This window comes from Pseudotamlana haliotis, from assembly GCF_008806375.1.
Taxonomy (GTDB): domain Bacteria; phylum Bacteroidota; class Bacteroidia; order Flavobacteriales; family Flavobacteriaceae; genus Pseudotamlana; species Pseudotamlana haliotis.
The window spans coordinates 252-17,893 of sequence record NZ_WAAT01000017.1 but is presented as its reverse complement, the minus strand read 5'-3'; the positions used below and the strand labels follow the sequence as shown (position 1 = coordinate 17,893).

The 17,642-nt window shown below is 34.6% G+C and carries 12 protein-coding genes and 1 tRNA gene; 7 read left to right on the top strand and 6 right to left on the bottom strand.

The genetic code is table 11. The features are described 5' to 3' along the window. Positions 1-140 precede the first annotated feature (140 nt). Positions 141-214, bottom strand: a tRNA-Arg gene (locus tag F6U93_RS02130). 193 nt (positions 215-407) lie between these two features. Continuing rightward, positions 408-2,036, bottom strand: a complete 1,629-nt coding sequence (locus tag F6U93_RS02125) for a sodium/sugar symporter (RefSeq protein WP_150936372.1) — start codon at positions 2,034-2,036, stop codon at positions 408-410. A 253-nt stretch (positions 2,037-2,289) separates the two neighbouring features. On the opposite strand from F6U93_RS02125, the gene F6U93_RS02120 reads away from it, so the two are divergent. Then, positions 2,290-3,861 carry a hypothetical protein gene (locus tag F6U93_RS02120; RefSeq protein WP_150936370.1) on the top strand — a complete coding sequence of 524 codons (1,572 nt, stop codon included), beginning with the start codon at positions 2,290-2,292 and terminating at the stop codon, positions 3,859-3,861. An 8-nt stretch (positions 3,862-3,869) separates the two neighbouring features. Further along, the gene (locus F6U93_RS02115) at positions 3,870-4,385 is read left to right on the top strand and encodes a flavodoxin family protein (RefSeq protein ID WP_150936368.1); all 516 of its coding nucleotides are present in this window, start codon (positions 3,870-3,872) and stop codon (positions 4,383-4,385) included. Positions 4,386-4,476: 91 nt separating this feature from the next. On the opposite strand, the gene glyA is transcribed toward F6U93_RS02115, so the two are convergent. Then, positions 4,477-5,748, bottom strand: coding sequence for a serine hydroxymethyltransferase (gene glyA / locus F6U93_RS02110; protein WP_150936366.1), 1,272 nt, complete (start codon positions 5,746-5,748; stop codon positions 4,477-4,479). Between the two features lie 199 nt (positions 5,749-5,947). On the opposite strand from glyA, the gene fahA reads away from it, so the two are divergent. Then, positions 5,948-7,237, top strand: coding sequence for a fumarylacetoacetase (gene fahA / locus F6U93_RS02105; protein ID WP_150936364.1), 1,290 nt, complete (start codon positions 5,948-5,950; stop codon positions 7,235-7,237). Between the two features lie 63 nt (positions 7,238-7,300). Here fahA and F6U93_RS02100 read toward each other — a convergent pair whose 3' ends face one another. The 3 genes from F6U93_RS02100 to F6U93_RS02090 form a co-directional block, all read right to left on the bottom strand. Then, a complete protein-coding gene (locus F6U93_RS02100) occupies positions 7,301-7,714 on the bottom strand; it encodes a gamma-glutamylcyclotransferase family protein (protein ID WP_150936362.1) in 414 nt (137 codons plus the stop codon). A 182-nt stretch (positions 7,715-7,896) separates the two neighbouring features. Further along, positions 7,897-8,292 (bottom strand): bacillithiol system redox-active protein YtxJ, encoded by a 396-nt coding sequence (gene ytxJ, locus F6U93_RS02095; protein WP_150936360.1) that lies wholly within the window; start codon positions 8,290-8,292, stop codon positions 7,897-7,899. Between the two features lie 226 nt (positions 8,293-8,518). Beyond that, positions 8,519-11,575, bottom strand: coding sequence for a T9SS type A sorting domain-containing protein (locus tag F6U93_RS02090; protein ID WP_150936358.1), 3,057 nt, complete (start codon positions 11,573-11,575; stop codon positions 8,519-8,521). Positions 11,576-12,108: 533 nt separating this feature from the next. On the opposite strand from F6U93_RS02090, the gene clpB reads away from it, so the two are divergent. The 4 genes from clpB (at position 12,109) to deoD (ending at position 17,341) form a co-directional block, all read left to right on the top strand. Then, entirely contained in the window at positions 12,109-14,715 is a 2,607-nt protein-coding gene (gene clpB, locus F6U93_RS02085; RefSeq protein WP_150936356.1) for an ATP-dependent chaperone ClpB, read from the top strand. Between the two features lie 352 nt (positions 14,716-15,067). Further along, positions 15,068-15,835: a deoxyribose-phosphate aldolase gene (gene deoC / locus F6U93_RS02080; RefSeq protein WP_150936354.1), complete on the top strand. Its 768-nt coding sequence runs from the start codon at positions 15,068-15,070 to the stop codon at positions 15,833-15,835. A 130-nt stretch (positions 15,836-15,965) separates the two neighbouring features. Next, positions 15,966-16,631, top strand: a complete 666-nt coding sequence (gene deoC, locus F6U93_RS02075; RefSeq protein WP_150936352.1) for a deoxyribose-phosphate aldolase — start codon at positions 15,966-15,968, stop codon at positions 16,629-16,631. Between the two features lie 11 nt (positions 16,632-16,642). Then, the gene (gene deoD / locus F6U93_RS02070) at positions 16,643-17,341 is read left to right on the top strand and encodes a purine-nucleoside phosphorylase (protein ID WP_150936350.1); all 699 of its coding nucleotides are present in this window, start codon (positions 16,643-16,645) and stop codon (positions 17,339-17,341) included. Positions 17,342-17,642 lie beyond the last annotated feature (301 nt).

Here is a 17,642-nt window from a genome sequence, read left to right as displayed (position 1 = left end):
AATTTTTGCATAAACACAACTTTTAGGAATGATCCTATAAAATATAGGTATTATGAATCATTTCTATTTTCCTGAAAACTAATTTAAACCCAAATATATATGAAACAAAAAAGCTCCACTATTACTAGTGAAGCTTTTTGTGAGCCCTTCAGGATTCGAACCTGAGACCGCCTCCTTAGAAGGGAGGTGCTCTATCCAGCTGAGCTAAGAGCCCTAAAGAAAATCATTTTTGATTTCCGGTGTGCAAATATAAAAATTAACTACATACCTAACCAAAAAAAAGATAATAATTTTTATTAAAAATTTGATGCAACAAAAAACAAGCTGATATACCGCGCTTTAGAAACATTATAAACTAAAAAAGACATCAATTAATGATGTCTTTTTTGTTTCTAGATTAAATGTTCTTACCAAAACAAGGCATACAGCACAGTCAGAATGATACAAACTACAAATGAACCAATATTAAAACCTGGTGAAGTTTTAAATAATTCTTTTGAAAGGGTAATCCCTTTTGGATCATCTGCGCCTTTATTTTGTAAATGACTTAAAATCACGATAATTGCCATAGTTAACAACGTAGTTATTCCCATTTGGTGCATCCAAGGCTCAAAGATTGGAATCGGTAAAAACTTAAGTGCTAAGGCAATTGGAATCGACGCTATCGCCCCCCAAATAGCAGCGTTATTAGTCGTTTTCTTCCAGAATAAACCTAGCATAAATACCGCAAGAATACCCGGACTCACAATTCCTGTGTACTCTTGAATGAATTGAAATGCTTGATCTATACCTCCTAAAAGTGGCGCTACAATCACCGCGATAATTAACGCTACTGCTCCAGAAATACGTCCTACATTTACAGTAGCCTTATCAGTAGGGTTCGTATTAATATATTGCTTGTAGATATCCATAGTAAATATGGTAGATGTTGAATTTAACATAGATGCTAAAGACGATACCACCGCTGCTGCAAGAGCAGCAAAGGCCACCCCTTTAAGTCCAACAGGCAAGAATTGTAACAACCAAGGATACGCTTTATCAGCCTGGGCTGCAGAAGGTACATTTAACATACCCACTTCACCTAAATTAGCCATAATCTCAGGATCATTTACCATAACATAAGCTGCTATTCCAGGAATCACAACAATTAAAGGAATCACTAGCTTTAAAAAGGCCGCTAAAAGAATACCTTTTTGAGATTCTTTTAAAGATTTTGCTGCCAATGTACGTTGAATGATATACTGATTGAATCCCCAATAGTACAGATTAGCCACCCAAAGCCCGCCAACTAATACCCAAATACCAGGTAAATTGTTGTAATTATCGTTGGTTTCATCAAGAATCATATGAAACTTTTCTGGGGCAGCTTCCCAAACTTTTGAGAATCCAGCAATAACGCCTTCGCCTCCAGAAACTGTATTTAAAGCTAAATAAGTAGTTACCAAACCACCTAACACTAAGAATACCACTTGAATAACATCAGTCCATGCTACGGCTGATAATCCACCGTATAAAGAATAGGCTGCTGCAAATAATGCTAAACCAATAATGGCATACATCATATCAACACCCATAATGGTTTCAATGGCTAAACCTCCTAGATAAAGCACCGAGGCCAAATTTACGAAGATGTAAAGACCAAGCCAGAATATCGCTAAAATGGTTTTTAAGTTTGTTGAGAATCGTTTTTCAACAAATTCGGGAATGGTATAAAGTCCCTTTTCAATAAAAATGGGTAAAAAGTACTTACCCACTATAATTAAAGTTAATGCTGCCATCCACTCGTAGGAAGCGATAGCAATACCGAGTGCAAATCCAGACCCAGACATTCCAATAAATTGTTCTGCTGAAATATTTGCTGCAATTAATGAGGTACCAATGGCCCACCATGGTAGTGACTTACTTGCCAAAAAGTAATCTTCGGCATTTTTTTGGTGTCCTTTCTTATCTCTTGATACCCATAGCCCTACACCTAATATTAAAATCGCATAGGCAATAAAGACTACATAGTCCCAGAAATCAAATCCTGCTGTCATAGTTTAGTTAGTTTATTTAGTATAAGTTAATCTCAAATATAGGACTTATTGCACAAAAAACAACACTTAAAAACCATGTTACCAACAAAATAAAGGACTTACAAAAAAAAGTTAGAAATTACTAATCATTACTCCCTCGCTTTAAACCATAACTATTCTTAGAAAAAAACGCCTTAATATATTTTTTAAAACCTTTCATACTAAATCTTAGCTTCAAAAGTTATATTTTTAGCCATCCAAACTTACGCTTTTAATGAAACGCTATTTATATTTTTTTATCACTCTTACCTTTTTAACCCTTTGGAGCTCTTGCCGTGAAGATTTTGAATTTTCACCTAGCACAGGGAGCTTGCAGTTCTCCAAAGACACCGTGTATTTAGATACGGTTTTCACAGAGACTAGCTCAAGCACCTACAATCTAAAAGTTTACAACAAAAGTGACGATGATATTACTATTCCTTCTGTAAGATTAGCGCTTGGCGATGCTTCAAATTACAGATTAAGTATTGATGGTATTCCTGGAAAAAGATTTGAAGATATAGAAATTCAAGCTAACGATAGCTTGTTTGTTTTTGTCGAATCTACCATAGATATTAATACTTTACCGAGTTTAGACGGTACCTTTTTATACACCGATCAAATTGAATTTGATGCCGGTTCAAACCTTCAATCTGTAGAATTGGTCACTCTCGTTCAAGATGCTGTATTTATTTTTCCCGATCGCGATGACGCCACTAAAGTAATTGAAACACTTACACTAAATATTAATGGTGAAATTGTTGAAACCGATTTAGAGGGACGTGAACTTTCACCTTCTGAACTCACTTTCACCAACGATAAACCTTATGTGATTTATGGTTTTGCCGCTGTTCCTGAGAACAAAACCTTAAACATTGAAGCTGGAGCACGTATTCATTTTCATGAAAACTCTGGTATTATGGTGCTCAATAATGCTTCTTTAAAAGTGAATGGTGCTTTCAGTAATGATCAAGAATTACTCGAAAATGAGGTTATTTTTGAGGGCAATCGCTTAGAACCTAATTTCTCTGAAATACCTGGCCAATGGTGGGCTATTTGGCTTTTTGACGGCAGCGTCAATAACAGCATAAACTATGCTACTATAAAGAATGCTACTGCAGGAATTATAAGCGATGGCAATCCTTCTGAAGTTAACGATAAACTTACAATTACAAACACTAAAATTTACAATTCTAGCAGCTACGGTATTTTAGGGAGAAACACTTCCATACATGGGGAAAATGTCGTTATTAACAATTCTGGTTTATCATCTTTTGCTGGAACTATTGGTGGTAAATACAACTTTACACACAGCACCCTTGCTAATTATTGGAACTACAGTTTTAGACAATTTCCAACAGTTTTACTTAATAACTATACGTTTGATGAAGATGGTAATATTCTTATTGCCGAATTAGCAGAAGCTAATTTTAATAATTGTATCATTTACGGTGATGAAAATGTAGAATTTACGCTTGATGAAGTCGAAGAAGATAATGTTGATTTCAACTTTAAATTTACCAACTGTTTAATTCGTTTTAATGATCACAATGATGAATTTGAAGGTGAAAATTATGACTTTACAAACACCACACATTACGAAAACAATATTTTCAACGAAGAACCTGATTTTAAGGACCCTAACAGCAACCAAATGATTATTGGTGATGAATCTGCAGGTATCAATGCAGGTAACAGCACTTATGCTACTAGAATCCCTTTTGATATTTTAAATGTAAGCCGAATAGCTGCTCCCGATTTAGGCGCATATCAACATATTACTTTTGAGGAGGATGAAACACCCTAATTCCAATAATGAAAACCGTTATAATTTCAGGAAGTTCTAGAAATGATGGCCATACTAAAACGCTAACAGATCAACTTGTTAAAAATTCTGGCTGGGGTTTAATCAACCTTAATGATTACAACTTCTCGTATTTCGACTACGAACATTTAAACAGCAATGACGACTATATTGCGTTAATGCAAGAAATCATCAAAAAGTACGACTGCTTAGTTTTCGCCACGCCCGTTTATTGGTATGCTATGAGTGGTATTATGAAAGTGTTTTTTGACCGCTTTACAGATTTAATAACCATCGAAAAAGAACTTGGCAGACAATTACGCGGAAAACACATGGCTGTAATCACTTGTTCTATTGGAGATCATTTAGGCGAACAATTTTGGTTGCCGTTTAAAGAAACATCAAAATATTTAGGCATGAACTATATTGGAAATACACACACGATTTCTGAAGAAAATAATGATACAAAAATTAGTGAATTTATTAATCTTGTGGATAAGAATTCAGCCTCTAATAGCTATCACTAACCTTCCACTTTTAATCACAAAAAAAATCCTGCAAAAGCAGGATTTTTTTTGTTTTCTGCTTGAAAAAATTCAAGCCTATTTTTAATATAGATTACACAAACAAAGGTTGATCCTTCATCATGTTATTTACTTTTACTTTTACAGCTTCTAAAACCGCTTCGTCTTCAAAGTTGGTGATCACTTCATCAATTAATTCAACGATAGCTTTCATATCATCTTCTTTTAAACCTCGAGATGTTACTGCAGCTGTTCCTAAACGAATACCTGAAGTTACAAACGGTGATTTATCATCAAAAGGTACCATGTTTTTATTTACCGTAATATCTGCTTTTACTAAAGCTTGTTCTGCATCTTTACCAGATAAGTTTTTATTACGTAAATCAATTAACATACAGTGGTTATCTGTTCCGTCTGAAATGATCTTGTAATCTTTAGCCACTAAACCTTCAGCAAGTGTTGCAGCATTTTCCTTCACTTGTAATTGGTAGTGTAAAAAGTCATCGGTTAAAGCTTCACCAAAAGCAATTGCTTTAGCGGCAATAATGTGCTCTAATGGTCCACCTTGATTTCCTGGGAAAACCGCAGAATCTAATAAAGAAGACATTTTACGTAAGTTTCCATTTTTAAGTTTGATTCCGAAAGGGTTTTCAAAATCTTGCCCCATCATAATCATACCACCTCTAGGACCTCTTAAAGTCTTATGTGTAGTTGTTGTAACAATATGACAGTGTGGTAACGGATCATTTAAAATACCTTTAGCAATAAGTCCTGCAGGGTGTGAAATATCAGCCATTAAAATAGCACCAACACTATCTGCAATCACTCTAAAACGTTTAAAATCAATATCACGAGAGTAAGCCGAAGCCCCTGCAATGATTAATTTTGGTTGCTCTTTAGTAGCAATTTCTTGAATTTTATCGTAGTTTAAAACACCTGTTTCTTGTTCTACACCGTAAAATACAGGGTTATAAAGTTTACCAGAAAAGTTTACTGGTGAACCGTGTGTTAGGTGACCACCGTGCGATAAATCGAAACCTAAAATCTTATCACCTGGATTTAAACAAGCGTGATAAACCGCTGTGTTTGCTTGACTTCCAGAGTGTGGTTGCACGTTCACGTATGCTGCTCCGAATAATGCCTTAGCACGATCTATTGCAATTTGTTCTACTTCATCAACAACTTCACAACCTCCATAATAACGCTTCCCTGGATACCCTTCGGCGTATTTGTTAGTTAGCACAGATCCTGCAGCTTCCATCACTTGTGGGCTTACAAAGTTTTCTGATGCAATAAGTTCTAAACCATGTAATTGGCGTTCTTTTTCAGCTTGAATAAGTTCAAAAATTTGTTCGTCGCGTTGCATAAAATTATATTCTGATTAAATGTTCGGCAAAAATAGCAAATAGATAGTTAAAAGCATTAAAAAACATAGATTTACTTATAAGTTTTTAAACATCTTATTAACTGTTAAAGCTTACTTATATTTTATTATATTTTTCCTTTTAAAATAAAAAAAATGTGTAGGTTTGATAAGAATACAATAACATTAAAAAAATTAGGTAATGCCATTATCAGCTAACAACCCAGACAGAAAATCGTGGTTACACGTAGATAAAAACTCCGATTTTCCGATTCAGAATATTCCGTTTGGTGTGTTTTTAACACGCGACGACATCATCACTATTGGTACCCGAATTGGTGATACCGCTATAGATTTAGGTGCTTTGCATCAACTAGGCTATTTTAATGATATCCCTTTAACTGATGATATCTTTCTACAAGATTCTTTAAATGATTTTATTGCCGACGGAAGAAAAACTTGGCGTGCTGTAAGAAACCGAATTGCTGAAGTTTTTGATGCTGAAAATGACACCCTTAAAAACAACACCAAACATAAAGAAACCATTCTTTTTAGATTGGATGAAATTGAAATGCAATTGCCAGTTCAAATTGGTGATTACACCGATTTTTATTCAAGCATGGAACACGCAACCAATGTGGGTTTAATGTTTAGAGATGAAGACCATGCTTTGTTACCAAACTGGTTACATATTCCTATTGGTTACCACGGAAGAAGCTCTTCTATCATCCCGTCTGGAATTCCAGTACACAGACCAAAAGGACAAACACTACCTGAAGGCGCTGAAGAACCTATATTGGGCCCAAGCCAATCTGTAGATTTTGAATTAGAAATGGCTTTCATCACTACTGATGCTAACGATTTAGGAGAATCTATACCAACAAAAGAAGCTGAAGAATATATTTTTGGATTGGTTTTATTCAACGATTGGAGCGCTAGAGACATTCAAAAGTGGGAATACATTCCGCTAGGACCATTTTTAGCTAAGAATTTCGCATCGTCTATTTCACCATGGATTGTCACTTTAGACGCCCTAGAACCTTACCGTGTTGAGAGTCCGAAACCTATCAAGCCACAATTAGATTACCTTAAATATGAAGGTAAAAAGAGTTATGATATTAATTTAGAAGTAGCCATACAGCCTAAAGGCGCTAAAGAAACAGTGGTTAGTAAATCAAATTTCAAATATATGTATTGGAATATGGTACAGCAATTGGCGCATCATACCATTAATGGTTGCCCAATTAACTCTGGTGATATGATGGGAAGTGGTACCATTTCAGGCCCCTCGGAAGACAGCTTTGGTTCCATGTTAGAACTGACTAAAAACGGAGAAAAACCTTTAAAAATGAAAGATGGCAGTACACGTAAATACATTAATGATAATGATACGGTCATCATGCGCGGACACTGTGAAAAGGACGGTACCAGAATTGGTTTTGGTGAAGTTTCTACAAAACTACTTCCAGTTTATAAGAAGAAGAAAAAGTAAGTTTCAGGTTATAATACCAATTATAACAAAAAAAGGCTATTCATAAATTACTGAATAGCCTTTTTAGTATCCGTCATTCTTAAGAAAATCACCAGAAACAATTTGTTCCAGATGTTCAACGCTATGGTTATAAAAATATACCCAAGCTTCCACTACTGCACCATCTTCAAGATATATGGGCACGATGCTTCTTTCATATAAATTAGGTTCTGGAGAATTATTATCAACACCTTCATAGGCATCTAGTGCTTCAAAAACAATATCAAAATCGTAAACCCTAAAAAGTGAACCGTAGACTTTATCAGCTTCACTTTCACTTACAACAGCCCCTGGGAACGAAGAAACGCGATACAGTTTTCCTTGTAAATAACCTATAGCCACAATTTCTGAGTACATGGCTAAGAATTTAGACATGTTATTATCTACATCCTTTAATAAGGTTCCGTAAACAAAAATATAATGAGATTCTGCGGCCATTGTTTTTATTAATACCAATTATGATTTAAAAGGCGCCCTAAATAATTTGGAATATATTGAATTCATATGAAATACAAAACCAAAGCACATGGCCGCCGGGTAGCAGCGCTACGGTTTTATTTTTTATTGAAATATTAATAGAAACAAATTATTGGGCTCATTTTAGATTATAAGTGGTATATCTAAACAAAAGCTCCTAAATCAATACTGCTAATAGCACCATGAGATTCATGAGCCACCACTTCACCATTTTTAATCACTAATAGCTGTGGCGATTCGTGTCGCACTTGAAATTTGTAGCCTGTTTCATTAGACACCTCTCTGTAACTTAATAAATCGAGGTAGTATAAATCTAAATCATTTTCCGTTAAACCATAAGCAGAAACAAATTGCTTCATTGACATTCTACTAATTCCACATGTTGTAGAATGTTTAAAGATCACCTGTGTCTTCGTTTTAGATTTTTCTTTAATTTCATCCAATTGCGCCACATCTACTAAAGGAATCCATGGCAGCACTTTTTCTTCCTTTTTAACATTATCTTCAGAAGACCCAAATATTTTATTTAATAAACTCATAATCAATAGCTTTTTTTCATTTCCGAGAATTCGGAAATCTTACATTTTATTTTCTATTTCAAAAATAAGTCGCTTCGTTTTATAAATCATTACAAAATGATAAATGTTAGCGAAAAAAAGAGACAATTAGTATAAGTTATTCATCTTAAGTTCTAATTCTTTTAGTTTACCTAACTTATAAAATTAGTCGAAAGTCATTCTAATATTTTTTAAATACGCTATACGCTTAATATTTTGAAAACTTCGCCTTTTTAGTATTGGTTGTTGTTTTAACAATAATTATATATACACCATCACTAAATTTAGACATATTTATTCTATTAGTATCTAAAGTTTTAAGGCTTATCAATTCTTGCCCCATTGAATTATATATAGATATCGATTGCATATCATTTAAAACACTAGCGTTGTTTATAATTAAGTCTTTATTTTTTGTATCATAAAAAACCGATAAATTATGATTCTCGTTTTGTTCTGTTTCTAGAGTATTATTTTCCTGAAATACAATAAAGTATTGGTCTTTATAAGTATCACTTTGTAAAAACAATTCAACAGTCTCTTCTTTTAAATTATAAAAAGAGTTCGTGTCATTATCTTTCAAGAAAACGTTTAAATCTTCTGGAACATTTTCTGTTTTACTAATGCCTAATTTATACAACCCATCATCAGTTACTTTTATAGTGACAGGTAACTCATCTTCAATGTTAATATTAGATAAGGCTTGAATGACTAATTTTTCATCATTTAGCATCCAATACATCTCGTTATCTTTTTCTTCGTATAATTTACCATCATACCCTTTATCATATCCAGTAGTTCCGTTTTCAGAGTCATACCCTAACCCTAAAAAACTTTGAAAGTGATTAGGATCTATAAAAGAGAACCATAATTTTGGTCTTAGATCGCTATTACTATTTGTTTTTGCTGTTTTACCATTTGCGCTTTTATAGAATATCGGTGCACCTGTAGCATCCGATTCTTTAGCAAATATTCTTTGTTGGTTATTAAAGACAATATCCCCATCAGTATCAATAGTTACAAAAAAGCCTTGAGCTACAGCTATATTACTCGTAGGCGCTCCTTTTGCAGTAAAACTAGTCCCACTGGTAAGTCCCGACGCATCAGCTGATGCAGCGGTTCCCATCATTTTATTGTATTTGGCATAGCCACCTATATATTTAACCAGGTAATGACTATTATTTGTTGTTGCCTGCTCCCAGAAATATAAAGTCCCATCTATAACAGAAGTATTGTCGTCTATAAATTGATTTGCATTTAAAGCCGAAGGGTATGGGTTTCCTATTAAGATCTCATTACCAGCAGTAACCGGTATAGTATAGTTACCATCGTTAGGTGTACCTTTAAAAACATATTCTTGTTCAGAATCTGAAGTACCAGACCCTTTCATAGTGTAACCAATACCTGGCGACAAATTAGTTGTTGCTGTAATTTTTTCCCATGCGGCATAAGTATTTTTCAATCCATTATACTTATATAGCCATCTCGAACTAAGCGTTATAGGTGACGTACCAGATGTACTAGCATCAGCATCAAGATTGCTATTAAAACTTATAACGCCTGTAGCATCTTCTAAATTACCAATTTGCCAAGAACCTCCAGTGTTTACCGGGGAGCTCCAATAATTATAGTTATATAAATTTTTTGTTCCTTGTTGTCTTTTTAACAGGACCCCTGTGCCTGAATTAGTTGTTGTGTTAGAATGGTTTTGTATAAGCTGTGCTTCTCCTAATAAATCGATAACCCCATCAATAACAACTTGCTCTTCTACCTCTAATAATTGTCCATCAGCAACATGTAATGTACCTCCAGATTCTACTTCAACTTCACGAACATGAGCATGAGAAACAAGTGGAGCAGGAGCACCAGCTTTTACTGTTAATTTTAAACAGCTGTCTGTGGTGTTATTAGGAGCATTATCTGTGCCAGAACCATTAAAAAAATCGGCACCATCCCAAACAATTTGGTCTAAATACCTAAGTGTAAAATAATCTCTATTATTAAAATCCACCCCAGATATGGTCACCGTAGCTCCAGGACTAGAACCTAAGTCGCGCACTATTCTAGGTGAAGAAAAATCACTATTATCAGCAACAACAAATTCTAAATTTTGACAACTTTGCTTACCTGTTAAATCGATACCTGATAAATCTAAAGTAACATCAACTGCACCTAAATCGTTTATTTTACTAACACGCCATTTAGAGTTTAAGTATTCTTTATATGTTGGAGCCATAGCAGAAAACGTATAATCCTTAGTGTCTTCACCCCAAAATAAAAAATCCCCATTAGAGAGTGCTGAAGCATTATTTATTCTAACAATACCTGTACCCTGAGAATCGGTATGCAAATTAGCCCCATTAACTTGGCCAATACCAGCTACATTATGATCAAAGTTTCCATTCGCAGGATTATCTTGTATATATAAATCGATTGCTGCAGCAAGTGTGGTTCCATATTTAGCAGAAACATAATTGTTAATAATAATAAATTCAGCCTCGTTAATTTCTCTATCAAACACTATAATCTCGCACATATCGCCTTGGTAATAGCTAGTACTATTAAACCTTGCTCCTAACCTAGCTTCATGTGTATTATCTGTATTAATATTAGGAGTAGTACCGTCACCAGAACGTTCACCTGATGACAAAAGCCCTCCATTATTATAAAATGTAAAATCATTAGATCTGGGTGTTAAAGGAGCTGAAGGCAAAACAACAGCTCCTACACGTAAAGCTGAAGAAGATGTTATACTCCCATACCTCTGGCCGTTTACTCCAACACTAATTTCTTCATCATTATTTGTTATACCAATTCGCTTTCCATAGCCGGTTCCAGAGGCATCATTAGATCCGTGAAAAAGCAAGTTTTGATTTCCACTACTAGTAGACCCTTCTCCTACAAAAATATAGGTCCTGTCTGTATCTCCCAATGGGAAATTAGTATTGGATGTAAATCTCATATACTCACTACTTGCACTTGTAAAATGTACAGCAGGGTAACCATTATGTTGGCTGGTTTCATAGCTAGGCGCTGTAAATGATTTAGCATGATTATCATCACCACTTTGATCCAGCCATGAAGACACGTTATCTCCATCTGTAGCATCAACACCTGATGCAGATTCAACACCTGCATCAGCACGTAGCCAAAGCATTAAATTTGCTGTTCCATCACCCACACCTCCAGGGCCTGTTTGAGATCTAGCGTTTAAAAAAAAGGCAAAGCATACCAGTAATGGTAATAGTTTTTTGGGGCTGTACATATTTTATAGGTTGAGAGTTTGAGAGTTAGTTTTTTATATTTTGCAATAAAACAAAACGCAAAATACAAATTATTTTTAATTTGTTGATTGCCTAAACAATAATAAAATTAATCCTGTTATTATTCTACACACCACATTTTCAATATATTAAACAACTTATAATATAGCATTTTAGAAAGAAAAACACTTTAGTCAAAAAAAGAGTACAACATTTAAAAAATGTCAAAAAACATTATTTCATAGTGATATAAATTAATAAATATTGAAGCCTTAATACAATTGTGTGTTTTCCTAAAACTAAAAGTCAGATTTATTAAATAAACTATGCTTTAATTTCACAATAAGTCGTTAACTTATAGAAATCTTGCGTTTAGACAAAAAGTCAGCTAAAACCACTAATAACACGACATTTTGTCCGGTTAATCCTATTGGTAAGATTATTGACTTTATGTGATTGTAAATGTAAATAATTAAGATTTCCTCCCGATAACTATCGGGATTCACGGAAACGAAAAAAATAAAAAAACTATAACATGAATTTGAATAATTATACCATAAAGTCGCAAGAAGCCATACAGCAAGCGCAGCAAATAGCGCAGGGTTTCGGGCATCAGCAAATTGAAAACGAACACATCTTCAAAGGTATTTTTGAAGTTGACGAAAACGTATTACCCTTCTTATTAAAGAAATTAAATGTAAACGTTCCGGTTATAAAACTGGCTTTAGACAAACAATTAGAAAGTTTTGCTAAAGTTTCGGGAGGCGAACTTATGCTTTCTCGTGAAGCTGGAAAAAGCTTAAACGAAGCAGCCATCATCGCAAAAAAAATGAAGGACGACTATGTTTCCATAGAGCATCTTATTCTTGGTGTTTTAAAATCGAATAGCAAGATTTCACAAATGCTAAAAGACCAAGGTGTTACTGAAAAAGGATTGACTGCTGCGATTAACGAATTGAGACAAGGCGAAAATGTAACTTCTCAAAGTCAAGAAGAGACCTATAATTCATTAAATAAATATGCTAAAAATTTAAATCAATTAGCTAAAGACGGAAAACTAGATCCTGTAATTGGTCGTGATGAAGAAATTAGACGTATTCTTCAAATTTTATCACGCCGATCTAAAAACAACCCCATTCTTGTAGGTGAGCCTGGAACCGGTAAAACTGCTATTGCTGAAGGTTTAGCACACCGTATTATTGATGGTGATATTCCTGAAAACCTAAAAGACAAACAAATTTTTGCCTTAGATATGGGAGCCCTAATTGCGGGTGCTAAATATAAAGGGGAGTTTGAAGAGCGTTTAAAAGCCGTAATCAAAGAGGTTACCACTAGTGATGGTGATATCGTATTATTTATAGACGAAATTCACACGCTTGTAGGCGCTGGTGGCGGACAAGGTGCTATGGATGCAGCTAATATTTTAAAACCTGCCTTAGCTCGTGGTGAACTGCGCGCTATTGGAGCAACCACTTTAGATGAATACCAAAAATATTTTGAAAAAGACAAGGCCTTAGAACGTCGTTTCCAAAAAGTCATGGTAGATGAACCAGACAACGAAAGTGCGATTTCCATCCTTAGAGGTATTAAAGAAAAGTATGAAACACACCATAAAGTACGAATCAAAGATGAAGCAATTATTGGTGCGGTAGAGTTATCATCACGATACATTACCAATCGTTTTTTACCAGATAAAGCCATTGATTTAATGGATGAAGCGGCTTCAAAATTACGTATGGAAATCAATTCTAAACCTGAAGAATTAGATGTTTTAGACCGTAAAATCATGCAGCTTGAAATTGAAATTGAAGCTATTAAACGTGAAAAAGATGAAACCAAGTTAAAATCATTACGTGCTGATTTAGCAAACCTGAAGGAATCTAGAAACGAAATTAATGCGAAATGGAAAAGTGAAAAAGAGGTTGTTGACAACATTCAAAATACGAAACAAGACATTGAAAACTTTAAATTAGAAGCTGAAAGAGCCGAACGTGAAGGCGACTACGGAAAAGTAGCCGAGTTACGTTACGGAAAAATTAAAGAATCTCAAGAAGACCTTGAAGTTTTACAAGAAAAACTAAAAGAACAAGCTGAAACATCTTTAATTAAGGAAGAAGTTACCTATGATGATATTGCTGAAGTGGTTGCTAAATGGACAGGAATTCCAGTAACAAAAATGCTTCAAAGTGAACGTGAAAAACTACTGAAACTGGAAGACGAACTTCACAAACGTGTGGTTGGTCAAGAGGAAGCGATTGAAGCTGTAAGTGATGCCGTAAGAAGAAGCCGTGCTGGATTACAAAATCCGCATAAACCAATAGGAACCTTCCTGTTTTTAGGAACAACCGGTGTTGGTAAAACAGAACTAGCGAAAGCTCTGGCAGAATACCTCTTTGATGATGAAAACGCCATGACGAGAATTGACATGAGTGAATATCAAGAACGCCATGCGGTAAGCCGATTAGTTGGTGCGCCTCCAGGATATGTGGGGTATGATGAGGGCGGACAATTAACTGAAGCCGTAAGACGCAAACCTTATTCGGTCGTGCTCCTTGATGAGATTGAAAAAGCACACCCAGATACCTTTAATATTTTATTACAGGTTTTAGATGAAGGACATTTAACAGATAACAAAGGCCGTGTGGCTAATTTCAAAAACACGATTATCATCATGACCTCTAACATGGGTAGTCAAATCATACAGGAGCGCTTTGAAGCGATTAAAGATATTGAAACCGCTATTGAAGGCGCAAAAGTTGATGTACTAGCCTTATTAAAACAAACCGTTAGACCAGAATTTTTAAACCGTATTGATGACACGGTTATGTTTACCCCTTTAAACAAGGAAAACATTATTGAAATTGTAGGCTTACAACTAAAAGGTATCACTAAAATGATTGGAGAACAAGGCATCACTTTCGACGCCACTCAAGAAGCGATTAACTATTTAGCTGATAAAGGTTATAATCCTGAATATGGTGCAAGACCTGTAAAACGTGTAATTCAAAAAGAAGTATTAAATGCTTTGAGTAAAGAAATTTTAGCCGGTAAGGTGACCACAGATAGTGTGATCCTACTAGATGCCTTTGATGAACAACTAGTTTTTAGAAATCAAGGCGATTTAGTTCAAGAAGAATTCTAGAAACCCCTAGTGATTTAACAAGAAAAAAAGCACATAATCGGCTTGAATTTAGCTGGTTAACAAAAAAAAGCAACAAGAACGCATTACGTTATTCTTGTTGCTTTTTACTTTTTTTAAGCATTTTCTTAATTATTTAGTAAAAAAAACTTAAATAATAAAATTTTTTAGCCTGTTTTCTACAATTTACACACAGCATCTACCGTTAATCTAAAAATACAAGAATTAGGATTAATTAATTAGTTTAATTTCTAGATTAGCCTTGTAATTAATCCCCTAAATACCTTATTATTCTAACCAAAACACATGCTGTTTTAGTGGAATAACAAGCCTAAAAAAACTAATTATCAACTAAATGAACATAGTCTCTTACTTAGATTACACACTTCTAGAATCTACAACTACAGAACGTGAAATTATTGACCTCTGTAACAAAGCAAGAGAAAACAATTATTACGGCATTTGTGTTAACGGATCTTATGTATCATTAGTTAAACAATTTCTACAAGATACCGATATTAAAGTTTCAACGGTTGTTGGCTTTCCTCTAGGGTGCTCTACTACAAAATCAAAAATTTATGAAGCCGAACAAGCCATTGAAGATGGTGCTGAAGAGATTGGTATGGTGATAAATTTAGGTTTTGTAAAAAGTAAAAATTATGTTTCTGTTTTAAAAGATATTAGTGACGTCAAAATGGCTATTGGAGACATGCCCTTAAAAGTCATCATCGAGATTTCAGAATTAAATAAAAATGAAATCGTTAGAATTAGTGAAATCTGTATCGATGCTAAAGCTGATTTTATAGAAACCTCTACTGGTTTTTCAAAAAGTGGCGCTACACTTACCGCCATAAAAATCATTAAAAAAACCATTAAAGACGCTGCTAAAATTAAAGCTACAGGTGATATCCTTGACCATGAATCTGCACTAAAGTATTTAGAAGTTGGTGCAGACCGACTTGGAATCTCTACAACTTATAAAGGATTGAACAACAATACACGTCAGCAAAGAAATAGCAAGATTTACAAGAAATATTTAGAATCGGCTGCAAAAAAATCTGAAACAACACAAACTACCCCTAACTTTAAAGAAGTATCATCAAATAAGTTTCAAGACTCTTAATGAGTTTCCTCTCTATTTAACATCCCGATAGCACATAACTCCAAAAATGTTAATACCTTTGGAATACAAGCTGTTTTTTAAAGCTTTTTGAGCCGAAAAAGCGTTTGTTTTACCAAAAATTAACAAGATTATGAATCCGTTTAGTGCATACATTGACCATACCTTATTAAAAGCTTCAGCTTCAACTTTAGACATTATAAAACTCTGTGAAGAAGCCAAACAATACCATTTTTTTTCGGTTTGCGTAAACAGTTGCTATGTCAGTTTAACCAAGGCTTCATTATCTGAGAGTTCGGTTAAGGTGTGTTCGGTTATTGGATTCCCGTTGGGAGCCATGAGTACCGCTGCAAAAGTTTCTGAAACTTCAGAAGCTTTAAAAAATGGAGCTGATGAAATTGACATGGTCATTAATGTCGGTTTTATTAAGAGCAAAGCCTTTGATGCCGTTGAAAAAGATATTGCAGCTGTAAAAGCTTTGATGCCGCACAAAATCCTGAAAGTCATTCTAGAAACTTGTTATTTGAATGATTCAGAAATTCTAAAAGCTAGTGAATTAGCCATAAGTGCCGGAGCAGATTTTATTAAGACATCTACAGGTTTTGGAACACGAGGTGCAAGTATTAATGACATCAAACTCATGAAAAGCGCCCTAAAGGGCGAAGTAAAGATCAAAGCATCAGGAGGTATTCGAGATGCTGAAACAGCATTACAATATATTAATCTTGGTGTTAAACGACTTGGCACTTCTTCTGGAATAGCCATTGTAAACGGTTCAAAATCGACGTCTGACTATTAAATCACAAAACCATGAGTGTACATATAGAAGCAAAAAAAGGTGACATTGCAGAAACCATTTTATTACCGGGTGACCCCTTACGCGCAAAGTGGATAGCAGAAACCTTTTTAGAAGATCCTGTATGCTTTAATAAAGTCCGGAATATGTTTGGCTACACAGGCACCTATAAAGGTAAAAAAGTATCAGTCATGGGAACCGGTATGGGCATTCCATCTATATCTATATACTCCCATGAATTAATCACCGATTACGGTGTAAAAAACTTAATTCGAGTCGGTAGTGCGGGATCATACCAAAAAGAAGTCAAAATTAGAGATATTGTTTTAGCAATGGCAGCTTCATCAAACTCAGGTTTGAATGAAATACGTTTTAATGGAGCCGACTACGCTCCTACGGCAAATTTTGAACTCTTTGAAAAAGCTATGGAAGCTGCAAAAGAAAAGCAAATCCCAATAAAAGCAGGTAACATTTTTAGTTCTGATGAATTTTACGCCGATGACTTTCAATCTTATAAAAAATGGTCAAAATTTGGTGTACTTTGTGTAGAGATGGAAACCGCTGGTTTATACACCGTAGCCGCAAAATATAATGTGAACGCCCTTTCTATATTAACCATTTCAGATTCTTTAGTGACTGGAGAGCGCACCACTAGCTTAGAACGTGAAACAACATTTAAAGACATGGTTGATATTGCTTTGGAATTAGCCTAAGCAGATTTTAAAACAAAAAATCTACAAATACTATTACTACCAAAACACACCATGGATGTGCTTCACTTTTTATGGTACTTTTTCTATGTACACTATAAATAGACTATCTGGGTATAAGTGTATTTTATTTTCAAATACAAGAATTATAATACACTGTAATTTCACCTTCAAGCAGGGTTTCAGCATGTAAAACGCTGACCAACCACTAGTCCTCACCTGGTTTGATTAACCCCGTTTAGGCTCTAATATCGATTATTTTTTCAAAGCCTCTTTACCAAACAACCAATTCCAAAAGCACCAA